Consider the following 22623-nt stretch of genomic DNA (forward strand, 5'->3'; position numbering starts at 1 on the left):
CGGGTCCGCACGCATGTTCTCGGATACCGATTTCGCCCACATGCAGCGCGCGCTGACGCTCGCGGCGCGCGGCATGTATACGACCGCGCCGAACCCGCGCGTCGGCTGCGTGATCGTCAAGGACGGCGACGTGATCGGCGAAGGCTTCACGCAGCCGGCCGGCCAGGACCACGCGGAAGTGCAGGCGCTGAAGGACGCGCGTGCGCGCGGCCATGACGTCGCCGGCTCCACCGTGTACGTGACGCTCGAGCCGTGCAGCCACTTCGGCCGCACGCCGCCGTGCGCGAACGCGCTGATCGACGCGCGCGTCGCGAAGGTCGTCGCCGCGATGGAAGACCCGAATCCGCAGGTGTCGGGGCGCGGCCTCGGAATGCTGCGCGACGCGGGCATCGACGTGCGCTGCGGGCTGCTCGCGAACGAAGCGGGTGAACTGAACATCGGCTTCGTGTCGCGGATGACGCGCGGCCGCCCATGGGTGCGGATGAAGACGGCCGCGTCGCTCGATGCACGCACGGCGCTGCCGTCCGGCGAAAGCCAGTGGATCACCGGCGAGGCCGCGCGCCTCGACGGCCACGCCTGGCGCGCGCGCGCGTGCGCGATCCTCACCGGGATCGGCACCGTGCGCGAGGACAACCCGCTCCTGACCGTTCGCGGCATCGACACGCCGCGCCAGCCGCAGCGCGTGCTGGTCGACAGCCGCCTCGACCTGCCGCTCGATGCGCGCCTGCTCGAAGGCGCGCCGCTGCTGATCTTCTGCGGCCGGCTCGATGCCGCCGGCGAAGTGCGCGCGAACGTGCTGAAGTCGCGCGGCGCGGAAATCGTGCCGCTCGCGAATGCGTACGGCAAGGTCGACCTGCCCGCGATGCTGGCGGCGCTCGGCGCGCGCGGCGTCAACGAGTTGCACGTCGAGGCCGGCCACAAGCTGAACGGCTCGCTGCTGCGCGAGCAGTGCGTCGACGAGTTGCTGGTCTATCTCGCGCCGAGCCTGCTCGGCAGCGACGCGGCCGGCATGTTCGACCTCGCCGCGCCGGCGAGCCTCGACGCCCGCGTGCGGCTCGCGTTCCACAGCGTCGAGCGGATCGGCGACGATCTGCGAATCCTGGCGCGTGTCGCGCCGCCCCCCGCCACTCTTTGAACGGAGCCGTCAGGATGTTTACCGGAATTGTCGCGGCCGTCGGCCGCATCGAGGCGATCAACCCGCTCGGCGCGTCGCCCGAGGCGGGCGTGCGGCTGACCGTGCAGGCCGGCGGGCTCGACCTTGCCGATGTCGCGCTCGGCGACAGCATCGCGATCCAGGGCGCGTGCATGACGGTGATCGAAAAGACCGACACTGGTTTCGACGTCGACGTGTCTCGCGAAAGCCTGAACCGCACGGTCGGTCTCGCGCAGCCGGGCGAAGTGAACCTCGAGAAGGCGCTGCGCGCGCACGACCGCCTCGGCGGGCACATCGTGTCGGGCCACGTCGACGGCCTCGGCACCGTGACGCGCTTCGCGCCGGTCGGCGAATCGCACGAGTTGCGGATCGTCGCGCCGCGCGAGCTCGGCCGCTATCTCGCGTACAAGGGCTCGATCACGGTCAACGGCGTGAGCCTGACCGTCAACACGGTCGACGATCGCGCCGACGGCTGCGAGTTCTCGATCAACCTGATCCCGCATACGGTCGAGGTCACGACACTGCGTCACGTGAAGGCCGGCGACAAGGTCAATCTCGAAATCGACATGATCGCGCGGTATGTGGAGCGGATGATGTCGGCATCGCAGGGCGTGCATCAGAACTGACCAGACTGTTCCGCCCCCTGGATGGTAAATGGCAGCCGCCGGTGCGGCCAGGCACCTGACCTGATGGCCAACGACGCGCACGGGTCATCCCGTCGCGCTAAGATGCAACGGCAGCGGTTTCGGCGCCGCGACGCACGGTGCGCCGCGTACCGGCTGCCCCCTTTTCCTCCAGGAGTCGTCCCATGTCCATCTCGATGTACCAGGCTTCGCTGCCCGTCCTGATCCGCGGCCTCACCAACCTGCAGCACATCCTCGGCAAGGCGCAGGCGCATGCGGCCGAGAAGCAGATCGACCCGTCGGTGTTCATCGGCGCACGCCTCTATCCGGACATGCTGCCGCTCGTCCGCCAGGTGTATATCGCGACCGACACGGCCAAGGGCTGCGCCGCGCGGCTCGCCGGCGTCGACATCCCGAGCTATCCCGACGTCGAGCAGACATTCGACGAACTGCACGCGCGCATCCAGAAGACGATCGACTATCTGAAAGGCTTCGACGCCGCGCAGATCGATGGCAGCGAAGCGCGCCAGGTCGTGCTCAAGATGCGCGTCGGCCCGATCGAGTTCACCGGCCAATCGTATCTGCTGAACTTCGTGCTGCCCAACTTCTTCTTCCACGTGACGACGGCATACGACATCCTGCGCCACAGCGGCGTCGAACTTGGCAAGCTCGATTACCTCGGCGGCCGTAACGAACAAGCGTGACGCACGGCCGGGGCTCGGCCGGCCTGCGGTGGCCCGTCTTCGGGCGGGCCGCGACGGCCCGGGCAGGCCCGGCCCGACGGCCGGTCGCACCGCTTTCCGGCGCGCTCGCCGGCCGCGCGCAGCCGGTGCCAGCCGAAACGTCGCCCGGCTGGCGTAAAATACGCACTTTCCTCTTTCTCGCCCCCTTATGACGCTCGCCTCCACGCTCGACATCATCGCGGAGTTGAAAGCCGGCCGGATGGTGATCCTGGTCGACGAAGAAGACCGCGAAAATGAAGGCGACCTCGTGATCGCCGCCGAATTCGTCACGCCGGAAGCGATCAACTTCATGGCCAAGTACGGCCGCGGCCTGGTTTGTCTGACGTTGACGCAGGAACGCTGCAAGCAGCTGCACCTGCCGCTGATGACCTACCGCAACGGCACGCAGTACGGCACCGCGTTCACGGTCAGCATCGAAGCGGCCGAAGGCGTGACGACCGGCATCTCGGCCGCCGACCGCGCGCACACGATCGCCACGGCGGTCGCGCACGACGTCCGCCCCGAGCACATCGTTCAGCCGGGGCACGTGTTCCCGATCATGGCGCAGCCGGGCGGCGTGCTCGTGCGCGCCGGCCACACCGAGGCCGGCTGCGACTTCACCGCGCTCGCGGGCCTCACGCCGGCCGCGGTGATCTGCGAGATCATCAAGGACGACGGCACGATGGCGCGCCTGCCCGACCTGATCGAATTCGCGAAGGAACACGGTCTGAAGATCGGCACGATCGCCGACCTGATCCACTATCGCAGCCGCACCGAATCGATCATCGAGCGGATCGCCGAGCGCACGATGCAGACCGCGCACGGCACGTTCCGCGCGGTGCTGTACCGCGACCAGCCGAGCGGCTCGCCGCACATCGCGCTGGTGCGCGGCACGCCGTCGCCCGACGTCGATACGCCCGTGCGCGTGCACGAGCCGCTGTCGGTCCTCGATCTGCTCGAGACGAGCATCTCGACGCACTCGTGGACGCTCGACGCGGCGATGCGCGAGATCGCGGAACGCGACCTCGGCGTGATCGTGCTGCTCAACTGCGGCGACACGAAGGAACATCTGATCGACGTCTTCAAGGCGTTCGACGAGGAAGAAAAGGCCGCTGCGCTGAAGCGCCGGCCGGTCGATTTCAAGACGTTCGGCATCGGCGCGCAGATCCTGCGCGATGTCGGCGTCAGCAAGATGCAGGTGCTGTCGAATCCGCGCAAGCTGGGCAGCATGTCCGGCTACGGCCTCGAAGTCACGGGCTTCATTCCGATGCCCGGCGGCGAAGCCAAGTCCTGCCCGGCGTCCCACGCGTAACCCGCCACGACGCTTTCGCCCTATAACCGTTCATCCACACCACGGACCAGATCATGGAAATCGGACAATACCAACCGAATCTCGAAGGCGACGGCCTGCGTATCGGCATCGTGCAATCCCGCTTCAACGAACCCGTCTGCAACGGCCTCGCCGATGCGTGCGTCGAGGAACTCGAGCGCCTCGGCGTCTCCGGTGAAGATGTGCTGCTCGTGTCGGTGCCCGGCGCGCTGGAAATCCCGCTCGCGCTGCAGAAACTCGCGGAAAGCGGCCAGTTCGACGCGCTGATCGCGCTCGGCGCGGTGATCCGTGGCGAGACATACCACTTCGAACTCGTGTCGAACGAAAGCGGCGCGGGCATCACCCGCATCGGCCTCGACTTCAACCTGCCGATCGCCAACGCGGTCCTGACGACCGAAAACGACGAGCAGGCCGTCGCGCGCATGACCGAAAAGGGTCGTGACGCCGCGCGCGTCGCAGTCGAGATGGCCAACCTGACGATGGCACTCGACCAGCTCGGCGACGACGACGAGGACGACGAAGAGGAAGAAGACGAAGAGGAGCGCGCATGAAGAAGAGCGCCCGCCGACAATCGCGCGAGCTGGCGACGCAGGGCCTGTATCAGTGGCTGCTGTCGAACGCGGCCTCCGGCGAGATCGACGCGCAGCTGCGCGGCGCGCTCGGTTACGACAAGGCTGACAAGGAACTGCTCGAAGCCATCCTGCACGGCGTGATCCGCGAGCACGCGACGCTCGTCGAAGCGCTGACGCCGTCGCTGGACCGCCCGATCGACCAGTTGTCGCCGGTCGAACGCGCGGTGCTGCTGATCGCGACGTTCGAGCTCACGCACCATGTCGAAACGCCGTACCGCGTGATCATCAACGAAGCGGTCGAACTCGCGAAGACGTTCGGCGGCTCCGACGGCTACAAGTACGTCAACGGCGTGCTCGACAAGCTCGCCGCGAAACTGCGCCCCGCCGAAACGCAGGCGCGCCGCAACGGCTGATACCGTTTGTTTGTCCACGGGCGCGCAAGCGCCCGTTTTTCATTCTCTCCCCCGCCCCGCCCGACCGATGAATACCACCGCCGATTCGCTCGTCACGCTCGCCGCACGCGTCGACGCGATCCAGCCCTTCTACGTGATGGAACTGATGAAGGAGGCACAGCGGCTCGAGTCCTCCGGGCGCGATGTTATCCACATGGGCATCGGCGAACCGGATTTCACCGCGCCGGAGCCCGTCGTCGAGGCGGCCGCTGCCGCGTTGCGCCGCGGCGTCACGCAGTACACGAGCGCGCTCGGCATCGCGCCGCTGCGTGAAGCGATCGCCGCGCACTATGCGCGCGCCTACGGCCTCACGATCAGCCCCGAGCGGATCGTCGTGACGGCCGGCGCCTCCGCCGCGCTGCTGCTCGCGTGCCTCGCGCTCGTCGGCCGTGACGACGAGGTGCTGATGCCCGACCCGTCGTATCCGTGCAACCGACACTTCGTCGCGGCGGCCGAAGGTCGGCCGGTGCTCGTGCCGAGCGGCCCGGAAGCGCGCTTCCAGCTCACCGCGGACGACGTCCGCACGCGCTGGGGCAGCCACACGCGCGGCGTGCTGCTCGCGTCGCCGTCGAACCCGACCGGCACGTCGCTCGAGCCGGACGAACTGAAGCGGATCGTCGAAGCCGTGCGCGCACGCGGCGGCTTCACGATCGTCGACGAAATCTACCAGGGGCTCAGCTACGACGCGGCGCCCGTGTCGGCGCTGTCGTTCGGCGACGATGTCGTCACCGTGAACAGCTTCTCGAAGTACTTCAGCATGACCGGCTGGCGGCTCGGCTGGCTCGTCGTGCCGCCCGCGCTCGTCGGCACCTTCGAAAAGCTGTCGCAGAACCTGTTCATCTGTCCGTCCGCGCTCGCGCAGCACGCGGCGCTCGCATGCTTCGAACCGGCAGCACTCGACATCTACGAGGCGCGCCGCCTCGAATTCAAGCGTCGCCGCGATTTCATCGCGCCAGCGCTCGAGAAGCTCGGCTTCACGGTGCCCGTGATGCCGGACGGCGCGTTCTACGTATATGCGCACTGCGGCGGCGTCGCCCATCCCGCGGCCGGCGACAGCGCGGCGCTCACGCACGCGATGCTGCACGATGCGGGCGTCGTGCTGGTGCCGGGCATGGATTTCGGCGTGCATGCGCCGCGCGACTATATCCGGCTGTCCTATGCGACCGCCTACTCGCGCCTCGAAGAGGCCGTCGAGCGGCTCGCGGCACTGTTTGGCCAGCACTGACCGCCGATCCGCCGATCCGCTTTCCCGGCCGGCACACCGGCCGTTGCCCCGCGCAAAAAAAGAAAAAGGCACCCGAATCGGGTGCCTTTTTGCTGGAGTCTGGCCGGAGCCGCGGGACGTTACGCGCCGAGTTCCGAGTGGTCGCCGTGCGACTGCTTCGCGGTGTCGACGCTTGCGTCGTCCTGCTGCGGTGCGCCCTTCGGCGCGGCAGCCGCTTTCGCGGTGATCGGCTGCGCGCCGTCGAGCGTCGCATGCACGCGCTTGGCGCCGCCGGCTGCCGCCGTCACGGCCGCGGTCACGATCGGCTTCGACGGCTGAGCCGGCGCCTGCGGCGCATTGACCGGCACGCTGCGGCCATGCGCGACATCGCGCAGGCGGCCGCGCTCGGCCATGACCTTCGAGCCGTAGGCGGTGTCGTCCGGGTTGGTCGAGCCGTTGTACAGACGCAGCCCGTTCGCGAGCGAGCCTCCGCGGGCGATGCAGTCCTTCAGCACGAGCGCGCCGACTTGCAGGTTCGCGAGCGGTTGCAGCGCGGTGTCCGTGCCGCCGAAATACTCGAACTTGTCGGAATGAACCTTCGACATGACCTGCATCAGGCCTTGCGCGCCGACACCGCTTTCCGCGTACGGGTTGAAGCCCGATTCGATCGCCATCACGGACAGCAGCAGCAGCGGATCGAGGCCGACGTCGCGGCCGGTCTGGAACGCAGCCTTGACGAGCTGGCCGAGCGGCTCCTGCGCGACCCTGTAACGGCGCGACAGGTAGGTGGCGACGAGCGCCTGTTCGCGGTTCGACGCGAGCGCACGATCGTCGCGCGCATCGGCCGGGACCCGCTGGGTCGGGATCAGTTTCGCCAGCGCGACGGGCGACGGGCCGCTACGGGACGGATCGGACGCATCGTTCTGCGCCGCGGTTTCCGGCGTGACGTCGAGACCGACGGCGAGCGCATCCGTTTCCGGGGCGTCTTCCTGCTGCGGCTGCGCGCCAGCGGGCGCGAAGTTCGGCAGCGGATGGCCGGTCAGCAGACGGGCCGGACCGGCCTGCACGGCCGCGGATACGACCGGCATCAGCTTCGCGGCGAGATTCCCGCGCACGGTCGGCAGCAACCACAGGGCAAGTGCGACCGCGACAGCGAGACAGCCGACAACGCTGAATAGATGGTGACTGACACGCGTCCCGCGACGCAGCATGTTGCGCACGATTTGTGCATGCTGCTCACTAGGACGCCACGATAACCAAGCGTTCATTCAGATCATCTCCCATGAACATGACTCGTGCGGCTCGCTCAGCTCGATGGCGAGACGGAAAACGCGCCGCGGAATCACGACGCCGCACGCCTTGGTTGGGACGCGCAAGCATCGGGGAAACGGTATAAGTACCGTTCGAGGCCACGGTGTAAGAGGGCCGGCACCTTCGCACAATGGGCGAGGCGGGCATACGCGGTGGCACCCACGCAAAAAAACCAGCGTCTCGTGGCGCTGGCTGGGACTACGACAAAGGCCGTCGAATACGCCGTGCAGGTTTCGGCGGACGGTGACGCGCTGCGTCAAAGATCGGTGATTGGCGGCTCGAAGCCTTTTACCCTGCAACCAATGTGAGCGGATTCTAGCAGGGTTTTATAGATCGTCAACACTATAAAACCGCAAAATCATAACAAAAAGTAATTTTGAGCCGCCCTTCAGATCGCAAGCCCGCTGCCGTAGGGGCTCTGCGCGCCGTCGACTTTTTTCTCCGCCGGGCGTGCGAGCGGCCGCCCGGGTAAAATCGTCGGTCGATTCGGGGCCGCAGCCGGCCGCTGCGCCCGCCCATCGCTGCCCGCTTTGCGGGTGGCTCGGACCTTCTTCATGAAATACAAAGACTTACGCGATTTCATCCAGCGCCTCGAGGCGCTCGGCGAGCTGCGGCGCGTCACGCAGCCCGTGTCGCCCGTGCTCGAAATGACCGAACTGTGCGACCGCGTCCTGCGCGCCGGCGGCCCGGCGCTGCTGTTCGCAGCGCCGCCCGGCAATGCGTTCCCGGTGCTCGGCAACCTGTTCGGCACGCCGCGCCGCGTGGCGCTCGGGATGGGTGTCGATGCGGGCGACGACGCCGCGCTCGGCTCGCTGCGCGACCTCGGGCGGCTGCTGTCCGCGCTGAAGGAGCCGGATCCGCCGAAGAGCCTGAAGGACGCCGGCAAGCTGCTGTCGCTCGCGAAGGCCGTATGGGACATGGCGCCGAAATCGGTGTCGTCGCCGCCGTGCCAGGAGATCGTCTGGGAAGGTGCCGACGTCGACCTGAACAAGCTGCCGATCCAGACCTGCTGGCCCGGCGACGCAGGGCCGCTCGTCACGTGGGGCCTCACGGTCACGCGCGGGCCGAACAAGCCACGCCAGAACCTCGGCATCTACCGCCAGCAACTGATCAGCCGCAACAAGCTGATCATGCGCTGGCTCGCGCATCGCGGCGGTGCGCTGGACTTCCGCGAATTCGCGCTGAAGAACCCCGGCAAGCCGTATCCGGTCGCGGTCGTGCTCGGCGCCGATCCGGCCACGACGCTCGGCGCGGTGACGCCCGTGCCCGATTCACTGTCCGAGTATCAGTTCGCCGGCCTGCTGCGCGGCAGCCGCACCGAGCTCGCGAAATGCCTGACGCCCGGCGTCGATACGCTGCAGGTGCCCGCCCGCGCGGAGATCGTGCTCGAAGGCTTCATCCATCCGCAGGAAGGCGCACCCGCCCCTGCCCCGGCCGGCGCGCCGCCGCGGCCGGCCGGCAACGCGGCCGCCGCATACGAACACGCGCTCGAAGGCCCGTACGGCGACCACACCGGCTACTACAACGAGCAGGAGTGGTTTCCGGTGTTCACCGTCGAGCGGATCACGATGCGCCGCGACGCGATCTATCACTCGACCTATACGGGCAAGCCGCCCGACGAGCCGGCCGTGCTCGGCGTCGCGCTCAACGAGGTGTTCGTGCCGCTGCTGCAGAAGCAGTTCACCGAGATCACCGACTTCTACCTGCCGCCGGAAGGCTGCAGCTACCGGATGGCCATCGTCCAGATGAAGAAGAGCTACGCCGGCCATGCGAAGCGCGTGATGTTCGGCGTGTGGAGTTTCCTGCGACAGTTCATGTATACGAAGTTCATCGTGGTCGTCGACGAGGACGTCAACATCCGCGACTGGAACGAGGTGATCTGGGCGATCACGACGCGCGTCGACCCCGTGCGCGACACCGTGATGGTCGACAGCACGCCGATCGACTATCTCGATTTCGCGTCGCCCGTCGCGGGCCTCGGCTCGAAGATGGGGCTCGACGCGACCAACAAGTGGCCGGGCGAGACGAACCGCGAATGGGGTCGCCCGATCGAGATGGATGCGGCCGTGAAGGCGCGTGTCGACCGTCTCTGGCAGGAAATCGGACTGTAAGTCCGCGCCTTGAACGCACCCGACAAGAACGACGATGAGCTTTCCCCCCACCTCGATGCTGTCCGACGGGTTCTTCCTGTCGCTGTCGCTGTGTCTCGACATCGGCCTCGTCAACGTCGCGATGCTGTCGCTGACGCTGTCGCACGGCTTCCGGCCGGGCTTCTGGCTCGGCGTCGGCTCGTGCGTCGGCGATCTCGTCTACGCGGCGCTCGCACTCGCGGGCATGGCCGTGCTGCTGCAGTTCGAGGCCGTGCGCTGGATCGTCTGGATCGGCGGCGGTGCGGTGCTGCTGTTCCTCACGTGGAAGATGGCGCGTGAAGCGCTCGCGCCGGCCGGCAGCGGCCACGACGGCACGGCGGACGACACGCCGCAGCCGCGTGCCAGCGCGCGGCGCAGCTTCGTGCGCGGAATGCTGCTGGCGATGTCGTCGCCGAGTGCGATTCTGTGGTTCGCGGCGGTCGGCGGCGCGCTGATCGCGAAAGCCGGTGCGACCACGCCGGCGACGGCGTCGGTGTTCCTGTCCGGCTTCTTCCTCGGCGGCCTCGCGTGGACGCTCTTCATGTGCACGCTCGCGAGCCAGGGCCGCAAGCGCGCGGGCGCCGGGATGATGCGCGCGTGCCACGTCGCGTCGGCGCTGCTGTTCGCGTATTTCTCGTACAGCGTGATCGTCGGCGGCTACCGCGACCTGATTGCCCACGCGGCGTAACCGCCGCACGCACACCCGCGCCCCAAATGAAAAACGGCGCAACGCCCCGCGAGGGACGTTGCGCCGTTTTGCCGCGCGCGGTCAGGCCGCCGCGCGGAATTCGTCAACGACGCCAGCCGTGGTGACCCCAGCCGCCGTAGCCGTGACGCCAGTACGGACGGCCGTAGTAGCCGCCGTAGCCGCCGACGACCACGGCGGGCGGTGCATAGTAGGCCGGCGCCGGCGCGTAATACACCGGCGGGGGCGGTGCGTAATAAACGGGCGGAGGCGGTGCATACACGGGATACGCAGGTGCGATCGGGACCCCGATGCCGACCCCGATCGACACGTGAGCCTGAGCGGCGCTTGCGGCCCCCAGGGCCAGCGCGGCGGCGGCGATGAACGGAATGAGCTTTTTCACTTCGATTCTCCTGCTGGAGCGGTAATTTGTACGCTCCTGTCGGCAACGGCGGGCATGCACGTCGCATGGATGCAATGTAGCGAAAACCCACCGCTCGCGTATGGCGCATTTGTTGCAAATTGCAATTCCACGCGGCGGCGGCGACCGTGCAGCAGGGCGCCGAGGCCCGGCAATCCCCCTCGCGAGTCCCGCGATTCCGTCCGAGCAGCCAAACCGCGACGCGCCGGCCGGTCAGTCTTACCGGATCCGGTAAGCGCGGCCGGCACGCTTCCGTAATGAACGATTACAAATTTGAAACAGGACGCCGACAATCCAGGCGGGGACACAGCTCCCGCGCGATTTGGGGCCTGATTAGGCCATCTTCGACGGAGGCGAAACCGCGGCGCGAATTTACCTTGTCCGCACCGAACGCTGCCGTCCAGGCCGTCCCCGTTCGGCATCGCCGCCGATCCGCGACCGCCCCGTCATTCCTGCGATACTGACGTCTGCTCCGTTTTCGCTGCGTGACCCGCCATGCCCCTCCCCGCTCTCCCCCGCCTCGGCTTCATCGGCGCCGGCCGCCTGGCGCGCTGCCTCGCCCTGCGCTTCGCGGCGGCCGGCTTTCCGGTCATCGCGATCGCGAGTCGCACGACGGCATCGGCCGCGGCACTTGCCGCGCGCATCGACGGCTGCCGGGCGGTCGACACGCCGCAGCAGGTTGTCGACGCCGCCGACCTGATCTTCCTGACCGTGCCCGACGACCATCTCGCATCGACCGCCGCCGCGCTGCGGTTCGACGCGGCGCGCGCGGCAGGCCAGGCGCTCGTCCACTGCAGCGGCGCGTCGGCGGTCGAGTTGCTCGATCCGGCAAAGCGCCAAGGCGCGGCCACGGGCGGCTTCCACCCGCTCTACCTGTTCGGCGGCACGGACGCCGATCTCTCCCGCATCGACGGCTGCTCGGTCACGCTCGAAGCCGACGGCGCGCTGCACGCGACGCTGCTGCGACTTGCTGCCGCACTCGGTTGCCATCCGCTGTCGATTCCGGCCGGCGGCCGAATGCTGTATCACGCGGCCGCGCATTACGCGGCGAGCTTCGCGCTGTGCGGGCTGTCGGAAGCGGTCGAGCTGTGGCGCGGCCTCGGCTTCGACGAGGAAGCGGCGTTGCGCGCGCTGCTGCCGATGCTCGCCGGCACGATCGCCACCGCGCGCGACAAGGGCCTCGCGAACGCACTGGCAGGCCCGGTGTCGCGCGGCGACACCGGCATCGTCAAGCGTCAGCTCGCGCTGCTCGAAGCGCGCGGCGGCGACCACGCGACCCTGTATGCGCTGATGACCCGCCGCGCAGTCGCGCTCGCGGCGAAGCGCGCGGCGCCGCCGGCCGCGCTGCCGGCGCTTGCGCAGGCCGTCGAAACGTCGCTCGAGCGCACGACCGGGCACCCCTCCCCGCCGCGAGACGAGGCGTGATAAGGTGTCGGCCGATGCGCCGCCATCCGGCGTTGGCGGCCGCACGCTACCCGACTGTATAAAAAGGATGCCAACGATGTTCGGCGAGATCGCCCGTTTTCTGCTCAATACCGTCTTCACACTGTTCGGCGCGGCGCTGATTCTGCGCGTCTGGATGCAGGCCGTCCGCGTGCCGCCGTACAACCCCGTCACGCAGGCCGTGCTGCAGGCGACCAACTGGCTCGTGCTGCCGTTGCGCCGCGTGATCGCGGGCGTGCGCGGCATCGACTGGGCAAGCGTCGTCGCCGCCCTCCTCACCGCGCTCGTCTATGTGGTGCTGATGGTCGTGATGGCCGGCCTGGATCCGGCCTCGGTGATCGCGACGCTCGTCGTGGTCGCGCTGCTCACCGTCGTGAAGTGGGCGCTCAATCTCGTGATCTGGATGACGATCCTGATGGCGCTGCTGTCGTGGCTCAATCCGCGCTCGCCGGCGATGCCGATCCTCTACCAGCTCACCGCGCCGTTCCTGAACCCGCTGCGCCGCGTGATCCCGAACCTGGGCGGCATCGACCTGTCGCCGATCCTGCTGTTCGTGATCGTGCAGGTGCTGCTGATGATCGTCACGCGCGCCGCCGTGTCGCTGACGATGTTCGGCATCTGACGCGTTGCGCTATGCTGCCGGCCCCTGCGCCGGCGACACCTCGAGCGTGTCGATCACCCCGAAGCGCGCGGGAATCATCGCGTAGCACACGCGCACCTTCTCGCGCGCAAGCCGCTCGAGCAGTTGCTGCGCCTCGTCCTCGGTGACGATGAACTCGACCTCGATCGCGAGCGAGCCCTGCAGCTCGAAAAAGCGGTCCTCGTGCAGCACCCGATGCCGGCCGAAGCCGGCCATCGCCCGAAACGCGGAACCGCCCGCGACGCCCATCCGGTTTCCTTCCTCCAGCAACCACTCCCACAGCGGCTTCCAGTGCAGCCGGTGCTGCTCGTGCACGTAGAAGCGCAAGAAAACCCTGTCCATCGCGTCCTCCCGATGCCGGCGCGCTCAGGCAGCCGCGAACCACACGCGCGCGGTCCACATGCCGAGCGCCGTCAGCGTGAACGATCCAGTCAAGTGTAGGGCAGCCACCGCGAACGCCCATCCCAATTCGCCCTGCACCGCGTGCGTCATCACTTCGACCGAATAGGTCGAGAACGTCGTCAGGCCGCCGAGGAAGCCCGTGATCACGAACAGCCGCCACTCGGGCGGCAGCCCGACGCGGGTGGTAAACGCGACGGCCGCGATGCCGATCACGTAGCCGCCGATCAGGTTTGCGGCGAGCGTACCGAGCGGCACGGCGGGAAAGAACGCGTTGAGCGCAAGGCTCAGGAACCAGCGCAGCAATGCGCCGAGCCCGGCGCCGACGAAGATCGCGACGATCGAATAGAACAAGGGAGCTCCTCGCTGACGAGGCCGCATCGCGGGCGCGGCCTACGCCGAACTGTATGCGGAATCGCGCCGCGACGGCAATGCCGGCCGGCACCCCAGCGCGCACCGGATGGTGTCGCGCCGGAATCGTGCATTTCATTATTTCCACGCACCGCCGAGCTCGATATTTTCCAATGCATTACGCAGGTCATTACAAATCGCCGGAAACGAATCGATTATTCATCAGATTTTCCAGAATTCGAAAAGTCAGCCCCGCGCCAGCCATGTAAGCCTTTCTTCATGGGCATTTCGCGTGTTTTCCCTAATCCAGACATTCCCGAATCGGGTCGATATTCAATGCAATTCGCTCTGCTGATTTCGTAAAATCATTTCGCTCCCCCACTCCATCGACATGGAAGCTCGAAAAATGAACAATTACCGCCTGTCATCCATGTTGATTCCGGCACTGTGCGCGTCGCTGCTCGCGTCGAGCGTCGCGCTCGCCGAGGACAACGGCCCCCCGTCCTACGTCGAAGGCAACCGCGCGCCGAAAGGCTATGCGCGCCCGCCTTTCCACACGAAACAGCGCGCAAGCACGGCCACGGTGGCCGGCCTCACACCCGTGCTCGTACGCCATGCGTACGGGTTCGATTCGATCGCCAACCAGGGCGACGGGATGGTCGTCGCGATCGTCGACGCGTACGACGATCCGAAGATCGAAGCCGATCTCGGCGTGTTCAGCAACGCGTTCTCGCTGCCGGCATGCACTTCGTCGAACGGCTGCTTCTCCAAGGTCTACGCGCGCGGCACGCGGCCCAAGACCGACGCAGGCTGGTCGCTCGAGATGTCGCTCGACGTCGAATGGGTGCATGCGATCGCACCGAAGGCGAAGATCGTGCTCGTCGAGGCCGCGTCGGCCAGCTTCAGTGACCTGATGGCCGCGGTCGACGTAGCGGTCAAGCGCGGCGCATCGGTCGTGTCGATGAGCTTCGGCGGCAACGAGTTCGGCAGCGAGACCGGCTTCGACAGCCATTTCAACGCATCGGGCGTCACGTTCGTCGCGTCGTCCGGCGACAGCGGCACCGGCACCGAGTACCCGGCGGCGTCGCCGTACGTGGTGGCGGTGGGCGGCACGACGTTGTCCACCGACGCATCCGGCACTTACGTCAGCGAGGCCGCGTGGAGCGGCAGCGGCGGCGGCGTCAGCTCGATCGAGGCCGAGCCGGCCGGGCAGACCGGCTGGCCGGTGCCGGTGGCCGGCAAGCGCGGCGTGCCCGACGTCAGCTACGACGCGAATCCGTCAAGCGGCTTCGCGGTGTACGACTCCGTCACCTATCAGGGGCAGGCCGGCTGGTTCCAGGTCGGCGGCACGAGCGCGGGCGCGCCGCAATGGTCGGCGCTCGTCGCCATCGCGAATTCGCTGCGCACGGCGGCCGGCAAACACGCGCTGAGCGGCACCTACGACACGCTCTATACGATCGGGAAAAACGCCTACGGCAGCGACTATCACGACGTCACGACCGGATCCAACGGCACTTGCGGCAGCATCTGCAATGCAGCGGGCGGCTACGACTACGTGACGGGCCTCGGCTCGCCGATCGCGCCGGCGCTCGTCCAGGCGCTCGTCGCACAGCCGTGATCGCGCGGCCGCGGCCGGCCGATTCGTCCCGCGCCGCTCAGCTGCCGTGCCATGCACGGTCGAGCGCCACGAGCGTCGCGAGCGCGCTGCCCTTCAGCCCGATCACGTCCGCGCGGCGGGCATGGGCCTCGCGTGCATTGATGCGGATCACGTCGGCACCGAGCCGTTCGCTTGAGAGACGCACGGTCGGAATCGCGGTGCCCGCGCCGATCTCGACGACGGTCACCCATCCCGCCTGCGCGATCCAGTCCTGCAGGGCCCGCTCCTGCGCGTCGTAGCGTTCGCCGAGCCAGCCGTTGTCGCCGAACATCAGGATGTTCGGTCGCGCGAGGCCGCCGCAACGCGGGCAGCGCGGCAGCTCGCCGACCAGCCGGCACGCGGCCGCGTCGACATCGGGCGTGAACGGCGCGGCGTCCCACGTGTCGTCCGAGCAGGGTCGCAGGCACTGCATCGAATGAATCGAACCGTGAATCTCGGCGACACGCGCCGGATCGAAACCGGCCTTCTGAAACTGGCCGTCGACGTTGCTCGTCAGCACGAAGCCGCCGTTCGGCATCGCGTCCATCCAGCGCCGCAGGATCGCGAAGCCCGCGTGCGGCACCGTCTGCCGGTAGAGTCCGAGACGGTGTCCGTAAAAGCCCCACGCAAGCTGCGGATGTGCGCGGAACGCCTGCGGCGAGGCGATCTCGTGGAATTCGAAACGCTCGTGGCGCAGCGCCGGGTACGCGCGCCAGAAGCCGTCCGTGCCGCGGAAATCGGGCAGCCCCGAATCGACGCCGATGCCCGCGCCGGCCGTCACGAGCAGCGCATCGGCGCGCGCGAGCGCCTCGACGGCGGACGCGACCAGATGAGCCGGCAGTGGCTCGGCAGCGGCGCTGGAATCGGTGGAATCAGTGGAATCGGACGAGTCGGAAATCGGCATGATGGAGCAGCGGAAGCGTCGAACGGTGCGCGAGTGGCGTCGCGCGATCATACGCCGGTTCGGGCGCCGTGCCGCGACATCACGCAGCCGCGGCGCGCACGCCCGCGGGTTCCCGCAGCGCGACGTACTGCAGCAGCATGATCGTCTTCGCGTCGACGATCTCGCCACGCTCGACGGCATCCAGCGCCGCGTGCAGCGGCATCTCGACGACCTCGAGATCCTCGCCCTCCTCCGCGATGCCGCCGCCGTCGCCCGTGCGCAGCGACGCATCGTATTCGCCGACGAAGAAATGCAGCTTTTCCGTCACCGAGCCGGGACTCATGAACGCCTCGAACACCTTGCGCACGCCGCGCACGCGATAGCCGGTTTCCTCTTCGGCCTCCGCGCGAATGCGTGCATCGGGCGTCGCGTCGTCGAGCAGGCCGGCGGCGGCTTCGAGCAGCATCCCGTCGTGTCCGTTGACGAACGCCGGCATCCGGAACTGCCGCGTGAGCAGCACGTCGCCCGTCGTCGCGTTGCGCAGCAGGATGGTCGCGCCGTTGCCGCGGTCGTACGTTTCGCGGCTCAGGCGCTGCCACGTGCCGTCGCGGCGCAGGAAATCGAACGTCACCTTCTTCAGCACATACCAGTCATTGGACAGCACCGTCGTATCGACGATACGGACGCGGTCCCGCGTTGCGGCCATGGTGGTCTCCCATTCGACAAGTGACGGCACTCATGGTAGCGTGCATGTTCGTGCAATTTCAAGAAATTTCGTGCAAACCCGATGCTGACGACCCAACGCAAGAAAGCGATCCTCGACGCGCTCGCCCGCGACGGCCAGGTGCTGGCCGTCGAACTGAGCGCGCAATTCGGCGTGTCCGAGGACACGATCCGGCGCGACCTGCGCGAACTGGCGGCCGAGGGCCTGCTGCAGCGCGTGCACGGCGGCGCGCTGCCGGCGTCGCCGGCGGTCGCGCCGTTCGCGCAGCGCGAGCTGCTCGAAACCGCGGAGAAACGGCGCATCGCGCGCCGGGCCGCGCAGATGATCGCGCCCGGACAGGTCGCGATCGTCGACGGTGGCACGACGTCGGCACTGCTCGTCAGCGAGCTGCCGCCCGACCTGCGCGCGACGATCGTCACGCACAGCCCGAGCGTCGCCGTCGCACTGGCCGCGCATCCGTCGATCGACGTGATCCTGATCGGCGGACGGCTGTACAAGCATTCGATCGTCGCGGTGGGCGCCGCGGCGATGGAAAGCATCTCGCGCATCCACGCGGACCTGTATTTCATGGGTGTGACCGGCGTTCATCCAGTCGCGGGGCTGAGCACCGGCGACTTCGAGGAAGCGGCGATCAAGCGCGCACTCGCGGGGCGCGCCGGCGAGACGATCGTGCTGGCTTCGCAATCCAAGCTGCGAGCGGCGTCGCAGTTCGCGATCGGCGAACTCACGCTCGCACAAGCGATCGTGGTCGAACGGGAAACCGATGCAGCGCTGACCGAGCCGATCGAGGCCGCGGGCGTGACGGTCGTGCGCGCGTAGCCGAGCCGCGGCTTCGACGTCTGCACGTCGGTGGGGCGGCACCGACATCGTCGTCGGCGCGATGTCAGCGTGCCGACAGGTGCCGCTTGCTACGATGGGCGACTGCCCACCCGCCGCGCCCCGTCCGCCCGATGTCTTCACCCTGCAACCCGATCACACCCGCGCCATCCGACGGCCCTGCCCCGCCGCCCGGCGTCCTCGCACTGTTCATCGCGTTCGCGCAGATCGGCCTGACCAGCTTCGGCGGCGGGCTGAGCGGGCGCATGATGCGCGACTTCGTTCACGAGCGGCGCTGGCTCGACGAGGAAGCGTTCCTCAACGGCCTTGCGCTGTCGCAGGCGCTGCCGGGCGTCAACGTGAAGAACCTCGCGATCTGGATCGGCTACCGGCTGGCCGGATGGCGCGGCGCGGTGGCTGGCTTCACCGGCATCATCGCGCCGCCGGCCGTGCTGATCGTGCTGTTCGGCGTCGCGTTCTCGACGCTGACGCGCTTCACGCTCACGCACGTCGCGCTCGCGGGCGCGGCCGCCGCGGCGATCGGGCTGTCGATCTCGATGGCGATCACCGCGGTGCGCCGGCTGCCGCGCCGCGCGCTGCCGTTCGCGGTGGCGGCGCTCACGTTCGTGTCGGTGGCGGTGCTGCACTGGCCGCTCGTATGGACCGTACTTATCGCCGGCGCGCTGAGCGTCGCGCTCGAATACCGGCGCGCGGCCGCATCCATCGTCGGGAGCGACGAACGATGACTGCCTCGTCACGCTACGCCGCCCTGTTCGGCGTATTCGCACCGCTGTCGATCGCGACGATCGGCGGTGGTCAGGCGATCATCGCGGACATCCAGCGGCAGGTCGTCGACGTGCATCGCTGGATGACGGCCTCGCAGTTCGTGAACGACTTCGCGATCGCGCGAATGGCGCCGGGCCCCGGCTCGCTGCTCGCGACGCTGATCGGCTGGCAGGTGGCGGGCTTCTGGGGCGCGGTCATCGCGACGCTCGCGCTGTTCGGGCCGACCGCGTTCCTGATCTACGGCGCAGCGCATCTGTGGCGGCGCCACCAGGGCGCACGCTGGCAGGTCGCGCTGGAGGCAGGCCTGCGCCCGGTCGCGGCCGGCATGATCCTCGCGTCCGTCTGGGTGCTGCTGCAGGCGCTCGACGGCGGCTGGCCCGCGCGGGCGATCGCGGTCGTGTCGACGATATGCGTGATGGTCACGCGCATTCACACGCTGCTGCTGATCGTCGTCGGCGCGTTGCTGCTGGTCGGCGCGCACGCGATCGGGTGACGGCGGCTCGCCCATGGCGTACGGGCATGCCGCACATTGTTCGACCGCGTGCTCACGTAGTGTGTGCGCGAACGGTTCGTCGCCGCGATGATGCTCGGGTTCGCGGTCCGCTTCGCGATCGACGCGCGCCGAGACCGGCCGCGCAGTTCACAAGCCGGCTACCGCGCGAAACGTGCGGTACGCATCGGCATGACGCTCGAAGCCGATGCCCGGCGCCTGTGGCACGGCCGCGTAGCCGGCGTCGACCGATTCGCCGTCCGCCAGCCCGTTGAACGGGCGGAACGCGAACGGGCTCACTTCGGCGCCGCCGAGCCCGAGCGCCGACACGACGTGCAACGAGAACAGATGACCACCGTGCGGCCAGAACGCATCGCGCCGCCAGCCGTTCGACACGAAATGGTCGACGATCTGCAGATAGCCCGGCAGGCCATAGCAATGCACCGGATCGAACACAAGGACGTCGCGGTCCGGGCGCAGGCCGCCGTAGCGTTCGATCAGCTTCGCTTCCGCGAGCGAGAACAACGCCTCACCGGCCGCGACCGGCGGCGCGTATTGCGCGGTCAGGTCCGCATGAAGCGGCAGGTCAAGCGGATCGCAAAGGTCCTCGAACCACCAGAGTTTGAACGGTGCCAGCATCGCGACGGCTGCGCGGCCGCTCGTCGCGTCGTACGTGTTCATCGCATCGACCGCGAGATGCGAACTGTCGGCCAGACACGCCGCGGCCGCTTCGATGCGTCTTTTGTCGTCATCGACATCCGCGCCGCCGATCTTGATCTTCGCGTGCGTGTAGCCGAGATCGGCGATGCGGCGCATCTCGTCCGACAGGTGCGCGAGATCGTCGTGCGGATAGCGGTAACCGCCGCCCGCATAGACACGCACGCGAGGTACCACGTTGCGCGCGAGCCCATCGGCGACGAAGCGATGGAGGGGCAGCCCCGCGATCTTCGCGGCGGCATCCCAGATCGCCATGTCGAGCACGCCGACCGCGACACAGCGTTCGCCGTGCCCGCCGGGCTTCTCGCCTGCCATCATCGCGCGCCATGCGCGAAACGGATCGAGGTTCGTGCCGGCGTCGTCGGCGATGGCGTCCGCGGCGGCCAGCAGACGCGGCGCGAACCGTTCGCGAATCAGCCCGCCCTGTGCATGACGACCGACCGAAGCGTAGCCATAACCCGTGATCGGCCGGCCATCGCGCACGACATCGGTGACGATCGCGACGACGCTCGTCGTCAGGTCGCCCGACGGAAGCGCCGGATCTGCATGGCGGGAAACGGGGATCGCCTGCTCGCGGATGTCGATGATGCGCATGGTCGGGGTTCCGGGAAAACGTTCGGCGTTTGCGGACCATGCGCGCATTTCGGGACAGCGCGAATGGCGAATCGCTGCATCATAGGCGCCTGCGCGATGTCGTGCAGACGCGCGACCGTCGCGATGCGGCGAAGGGATCCGACTCGCTCGACATCACCCGAATCGCGCCGTGCCGCGTCGACGTGCGGACGACCGCCGCATCACGTGCGAGGCGCGTCGCGAGCCTCGACGCCGATCATCGCACCCCACTGGCACGGCCGCGAATTAGATAGACATCCAACGCGAAGCGCGTATGATGATTTTTGTCCGAGCCCGCGTCACTCCACTCGCCGCTCGCCCCGCCGTCTACCCTCTCGCTGCGTCGCGCCGTTACCCTCCGTTACCCGCGCGCATTGCTGTCCTTTTCACCCCACCCGTCACACCGCGCCGCGGTGATACCGGTCGGATGCGTTCGTCCACGCGATTTGTCGCGCCCGAACCCAGGAGTTCATCATGAGCATGCATCTCTATCGTGGCTTCGAAATCTATCCGCTGATCTACCCGCACACTCCGTCGCTGAACGGTAATACGCACAACTACGACGCCGGCTTCGACGCGGCCGTGAAGATCTGCCTGCGCGGCACCACCGACACGCTGACCCGCAGCGAAACATTCCGGCTGATCGACAACGCACCGTTCGAATCGGCGGGCGAAGCGCGCCGCGCGTCCGTTCGCTACGCGGAGCAGATCATCGACGGCAATCGCGACAAGCAGCCGCTCTTCGCTGATTCCCATTGACGCTTCCTGTCGCGGCAGCGCGGCCGCACCCTGATTCGGATGACGAAATGATTATCGATGAACTCCTCCGCCTGATCGAACGGCGAGAGATTTCCACTACCGACGCAGTCCCGCACGACGGCCTCGCCGGTTCTGCGTTGCGTCACCAACCCGAGTTGCAGATGTTCGCTGCAGTGCGCGCGTTGACGATCAGCGCCGGATATTCCGAATTCGAATCCGACGAGATCGCGAGTGCCGTCATGACCCGGCTCGGCTAGTGTTCCGCCACGCGTGTCTTGAAACAGCACCTGCAGACGACGATCATCCGCAAGCCCGACGAACCTGTCGATGTCGCGCTCCGGCGCTTCCGGTGAAACATCGAGAAGATGGGCCTGATCCGCGAGTTGCGTGGTCGCACCGGCTATGAAAAGCCAACTACCGAGCGCAAGCGCAAGAATGCCAGCGCCGTCGCGAGACAGCGCCTGCTCGCGAAACGCATGCTGCCGCCTCGCAAGCTCTATTAGGAGAACGCCGTGTATCAGCCGACCGTCGAGGACCCTCCATTCTTCCCGTTGACGAAGTGCGAGGTCGATTTCGATCGACAGAAGGATGCGATCACGCTTCTGCCTAGCTTCTACGCGTTCGGCTGCGAGTACACCAGTCGCGGCCTCCTGATCGGCCGAGACGATGCATTCAGATTGATTGCCGCAATCGAAAAAGCCCTGAGCATCGAGCAGTGAACGTCGCCCCGACGTTGTCGAATCGCGTCGTGCCGGGCGGTGCTGCGCGGACATCGCGATGCACGCGAGCGCTCTGATCGACTCCGGACTGGCCGCGCTTCTTTGCCCATCGCCTAACCCCCGCAAGGCCGTTCGCCCCCCCCCCCGATCACCACCGTTCTGCCGCGGATCACGAAACGATTGATCTACTCGCGGGACATGCTCGCGGAACGACGGCTGTTCAAGGAAGCGCCCGGCAGCATGGATGCTGATGTATCCGGACAAGAGCATTTTGGAGATCGCGTCGACCTGCCGATTTGCCCATGCGTCGCACCTCGGGCGCGCGCTTCGGCGGGCGTACGGGATGGCGCCGAGCGCCTATCGTGAGCGGCAGACACCCCGCGCGATCGGTGAGATCGACGGGATAGCGGAACCGGCCGAGCGTGCGGCCACGCTCGGCGAGTTGTTTCCGAACCGGAGCGAGTTTGTTGAGCCGGAATCCCCTGCTTGCGATCCCGACTGAACCCTTGCTCGTCGGCACGGGTGCGTTTCAACGCATCGATTCAACCGGCGCTGGTACGCGAGTCGAATCGACAGGCCCGCTCAGGCAAACACGAAGTACTTGCGCACCGTCTCCACCACTTCCCACGTCCCTTTCATGCCGGGTTCGATCACGAACACGTCGCCGGCCTTCAGGTGCACCGGCTCCTCGCCTTCCGGCGTGATGATGCAGTAGCCGTCGAGAAAGTGGCAGTACTCCCATTTCTCGTAGTTCACTTCGAACTTGCCCGGCGTGCAGATCCAGGTGCCCATGATCTTGCTGCCATCCTTCGAGAGGTAGGCGTTGAGGTTCACGGTGTGCGGATCGCCGCCGATGCGCTTCCACTTGGTCGCGTCGACGACCGGGGTCGGGCAGGTTTTGCGCAGAACGGTGATGAAATCGGACATGTCGGCTCCAGACTAACGATCGGGTAGAAGGTCTGTCACGTTAGTTCGAAAGCTTCACCCGGGCTTGTATGCGTCCGACACCGACTCGTCTATTTTCGACACGGGCTTGCGTGCTGGCG

General features: G+C 67.6%; 27 protein-coding genes and 1 pseudogene. 20 read left to right on the forward strand and 8 right to left on the reverse strand.

Annotation, left to right across the window (positions count from 1 at the left end; all coding sequences use genetic code 11):
- The first annotated feature begins 13 nt into the window (after nucleotides 1–13).
- From ribD to BTE28158_RS16710, 7 genes are all read left to right on the forward strand, one after another.
- Nucleotides 14–1135, forward strand: a complete 1122-nt coding sequence (ribD, locus tag BTE28158_RS16680; RefSeq protein WP_124623558.1) for a bifunctional diaminohydroxyphosphoribosylaminopyrimidine deaminase/5-amino-6-(5-phosphoribosylamino)uracil reductase RibD — start codon at nucleotides 14–16, stop codon at nucleotides 1133–1135.
- Nucleotides 1136–1149: 14 nt separating this feature from the next.
- Nucleotides 1150–1779, forward strand: coding sequence for a riboflavin synthase (locus tag BTE28158_RS16685; RefSeq protein WP_151051967.1), 630 nt, complete (start codon nucleotides 1150–1152; stop codon nucleotides 1777–1779).
- Between the two features lie 182 nt (nucleotides 1780–1961).
- Complete coding sequence (locus tag BTE28158_RS16690) at nucleotides 1962–2480, forward strand: DUF1993 domain-containing protein (RefSeq protein WP_059605368.1); 519 nt, start codon at nucleotides 1962–1964, stop codon at nucleotides 2478–2480.
- A 187-nt stretch (nucleotides 2481–2667) separates the two neighbouring features.
- Nucleotides 2668–3810 (forward strand): bifunctional 3,4-dihydroxy-2-butanone-4-phosphate synthase/GTP cyclohydrolase II, encoded by a 1143-nt coding sequence (ribBA, locus tag BTE28158_RS16695; RefSeq protein WP_059605371.1) that lies wholly within the window; start codon nucleotides 2668–2670, stop codon nucleotides 3808–3810.
- Nucleotides 3811–3863: 53 nt separating this feature from the next.
- Nucleotides 3864–4379: a 6,7-dimethyl-8-ribityllumazine synthase gene (gene ribH / locus BTE28158_RS16700; RefSeq protein ID WP_059680803.1), complete on the forward strand. Its 516-nt coding sequence runs from the start codon at nucleotides 3864–3866 to the stop codon at nucleotides 4377–4379.
- Nucleotides 4376–4813 (forward strand): transcription antitermination factor NusB, encoded by a 438-nt coding sequence (nusB, locus tag BTE28158_RS16705; protein WP_059605377.1) that lies wholly within the window; start codon nucleotides 4376–4378, stop codon nucleotides 4811–4813. Before ribH ends, nusB begins: the two co-directional genes overlap by 4 nt.
- Before the next feature lie 67 nt (nucleotides 4814–4880).
- On the forward strand, nucleotides 4881–6077 hold the full coding sequence (locus BTE28158_RS16710; RefSeq protein ID WP_059605381.1) for a pyridoxal phosphate-dependent aminotransferase: 1197 nt from the start codon (nucleotides 4881–4883) through the stop codon (nucleotides 6075–6077).
- Between the two features lie 119 nt (nucleotides 6078–6196).
- On the opposite strand, the gene BTE28158_RS16715 is transcribed toward BTE28158_RS16710, so the two are convergent.
- Nucleotides 6197–7324, reverse strand: a complete 1128-nt coding sequence (locus BTE28158_RS16715) for a lytic transglycosylase domain-containing protein (RefSeq protein ID WP_124629665.1) — start codon at nucleotides 7322–7324, stop codon at nucleotides 6197–6199.
- A 597-nt stretch (nucleotides 7325–7921) separates the two neighbouring features.
- On the opposite strand from BTE28158_RS16715, the gene BTE28158_RS16720 reads away from it, so the two are divergent.
- Both BTE28158_RS16720 and BTE28158_RS16725 read left to right on the forward strand, forming a co-directional pair.
- A complete protein-coding gene (locus tag BTE28158_RS16720) occupies nucleotides 7922–9478 on the forward strand; it encodes a UbiD family decarboxylase (RefSeq protein ID WP_151048873.1) in 1557 nt (518 codons plus the stop codon).
- A gap of 34 nt (nucleotides 9479–9512) precedes the next feature.
- Nucleotides 9513–10184 (forward strand): LysE family translocator, encoded by a 672-nt coding sequence (locus BTE28158_RS16725; RefSeq protein WP_059605390.1) that lies wholly within the window; start codon nucleotides 9513–9515, stop codon nucleotides 10182–10184.
- A gap of 103 nt (nucleotides 10185–10287) precedes the next feature.
- On the opposite strand, the gene BTE28158_RS16730 is transcribed toward BTE28158_RS16725, so the two are convergent.
- Nucleotides 10288–10584 (reverse strand): hypothetical protein, encoded by a 297-nt coding sequence (locus BTE28158_RS16730; protein ID WP_124629662.1) that lies wholly within the window; start codon nucleotides 10582–10584, stop codon nucleotides 10288–10290.
- A gap of 513 nt (nucleotides 10585–11097) precedes the next feature.
- On the opposite strand from BTE28158_RS16730, the gene BTE28158_RS16735 reads away from it, so the two are divergent.
- Nucleotides 11098–12027, forward strand: a complete 930-nt coding sequence (locus tag BTE28158_RS16735) for a Rossmann-like and DUF2520 domain-containing protein (protein ID WP_151048871.1) — start codon at nucleotides 11098–11100, stop codon at nucleotides 12025–12027.
- A 76-nt stretch (nucleotides 12028–12103) separates the two neighbouring features.
- Nucleotides 12104–12667, forward strand: a complete 564-nt coding sequence (locus BTE28158_RS16740; RefSeq protein WP_059530230.1) for a YggT family protein — start codon at nucleotides 12104–12106, stop codon at nucleotides 12665–12667.
- 9 nt (nucleotides 12668–12676) lie between these two features.
- On the opposite strand, the gene BTE28158_RS16745 is transcribed toward BTE28158_RS16740, so the two are convergent.
- Both BTE28158_RS16745 and crcB read right to left on the reverse strand, forming a co-directional pair.
- Nucleotides 12677–13027 carry a DUF190 domain-containing protein gene (locus tag BTE28158_RS16745; protein WP_124629659.1) on the reverse strand — a complete coding sequence of 117 codons (351 nt, stop codon included), beginning with the start codon at nucleotides 13025–13027 and terminating at the stop codon, nucleotides 12677–12679.
- Nucleotides 13028–13051: 24 nt separating this feature from the next.
- Nucleotides 13052–13438, reverse strand: coding sequence for a fluoride efflux transporter CrcB (gene crcB, locus BTE28158_RS16750; RefSeq protein WP_151048870.1), 387 nt, complete (start codon nucleotides 13436–13438; stop codon nucleotides 13052–13054).
- 403 nt (nucleotides 13439–13841) lie between these two features.
- Between crcB and BTE28158_RS16755 the strand changes: the two genes are divergently transcribed.
- Nucleotides 13842–15053, forward strand: coding sequence for a S53 family peptidase (locus BTE28158_RS16755; protein WP_151048869.1), 1212 nt, complete (start codon nucleotides 13842–13844; stop codon nucleotides 15051–15053).
- A gap of 37 nt (nucleotides 15054–15090) precedes the next feature.
- Here the strand turns inward: BTE28158_RS16755 and BTE28158_RS16760 are convergent, their stop codons facing one another.
- Together BTE28158_RS16760 and BTE28158_RS16765 are read right to left on the reverse strand one after the other, a co-directional pair.
- The gene (locus BTE28158_RS16760) at nucleotides 15091–15975 is read right to left on the reverse strand and encodes an SIR2 family NAD-dependent protein deacylase (protein ID WP_151048868.1); all 885 of its coding nucleotides are present in this window, start codon (nucleotides 15973–15975) and stop codon (nucleotides 15091–15093) included.
- 79 nt (nucleotides 15976–16054) lie between these two features.
- A complete protein-coding gene (locus BTE28158_RS16765; protein ID WP_151048867.1) occupies nucleotides 16055–16660 on the reverse strand; it encodes an NUDIX domain-containing protein in 606 nt (201 codons plus the stop codon).
- Nucleotides 16661–16741: 81 nt separating this feature from the next.
- On the opposite strand from BTE28158_RS16765, the gene BTE28158_RS16770 reads away from it, so the two are divergent.
- The 3 genes from BTE28158_RS16770 to BTE28158_RS16780 all read left to right on the forward strand — a co-directional run bounded on the left by BTE28158_RS16770 (nucleotide 16742) and on the right by BTE28158_RS16780 (nucleotide 18773).
- Nucleotides 16742–17497, forward strand: a complete 756-nt coding sequence (locus BTE28158_RS16770; RefSeq protein ID WP_151048866.1) for a DeoR/GlpR family DNA-binding transcription regulator — start codon at nucleotides 16742–16744, stop codon at nucleotides 17495–17497.
- 131 nt (nucleotides 17498–17628) lie between these two features.
- The gene (locus tag BTE28158_RS16775) at nucleotides 17629–18240 is read left to right on the forward strand and encodes a chromate transporter (RefSeq protein WP_124629655.1); all 612 of its coding nucleotides are present in this window, start codon (nucleotides 17629–17631) and stop codon (nucleotides 18238–18240) included.
- The gene (locus tag BTE28158_RS16780) at nucleotides 18237–18773 is read left to right on the forward strand and encodes a chromate transporter (RefSeq protein WP_151048865.1); all 537 of its coding nucleotides are present in this window, start codon (nucleotides 18237–18239) and stop codon (nucleotides 18771–18773) included. Before BTE28158_RS16775 ends, BTE28158_RS16780 begins: the two co-directional genes overlap by 4 nt.
- 147 nt (nucleotides 18774–18920) lie before the next feature.
- On the opposite strand, the gene BTE28158_RS16785 is transcribed toward BTE28158_RS16780, so the two are convergent.
- Entirely contained in the window at nucleotides 18921–20081 is a 1161-nt protein-coding gene (locus tag BTE28158_RS16785; protein WP_151048864.1) for an enolase C-terminal domain-like protein, read from the reverse strand.
- Nucleotides 20082–20573: 492 nt separating this feature from the next.
- Here BTE28158_RS16785 and BTE28158_RS16790 point away from each other — a divergent pair, with 492 nt between their 5' ends.
- From BTE28158_RS16790 to BTE28158_RS16810, 5 genes and pseudogenes are all read left to right on the forward strand, one after another.
- Nucleotides 20574–20858: a hypothetical protein gene (locus BTE28158_RS16790; protein WP_059605424.1), complete on the forward strand. Its 285-nt coding sequence runs from the start codon at nucleotides 20574–20576 to the stop codon at nucleotides 20856–20858.
- A gap of 47 nt (nucleotides 20859–20905) precedes the next feature.
- Nucleotides 20906–21115 (forward strand): hypothetical protein, encoded by a 210-nt coding sequence (locus tag BTE28158_RS16795; protein ID WP_151048863.1) that lies wholly within the window; start codon nucleotides 20906–20908, stop codon nucleotides 21113–21115.
- Nucleotides 21116–21145: 30 nt separating this feature from the next.
- Nucleotides 21146–21361: pseudogene (gene rpsU / locus BTE28158_RS16800) on the forward strand (30S ribosomal protein S21).
- 9 nt (nucleotides 21362–21370) lie between these two features.
- Complete coding sequence (locus BTE28158_RS16805) at nucleotides 21371–21577, forward strand: hypothetical protein (protein WP_059605430.1); 207 nt, start codon at nucleotides 21371–21373, stop codon at nucleotides 21575–21577.
- Between the two features lie 244 nt (nucleotides 21578–21821).
- A complete protein-coding gene (locus tag BTE28158_RS16810; RefSeq protein ID WP_239007106.1) occupies nucleotides 21822–22079 on the forward strand; it encodes a helix-turn-helix domain-containing protein in 258 nt (85 codons plus the stop codon).
- A gap of 80 nt (nucleotides 22080–22159) precedes the next feature.
- Here the strand turns inward: BTE28158_RS16810 and BTE28158_RS16815 are convergent, their stop codons facing one another.
- Nucleotides 22160–22504, reverse strand: a complete 345-nt coding sequence (locus BTE28158_RS16815; RefSeq protein ID WP_059466993.1) for a cupin domain-containing protein — start codon at nucleotides 22502–22504, stop codon at nucleotides 22160–22162.
- Between the last annotated feature and the right edge of the window lie 119 nt (nucleotides 22505–22623).

This window comes from Burkholderia diffusa (assembly GCF_902499115.1).
GTDB lineage: Bacteria > Pseudomonadota > Gammaproteobacteria > Burkholderiales > Burkholderiaceae > Burkholderia > Burkholderia diffusa.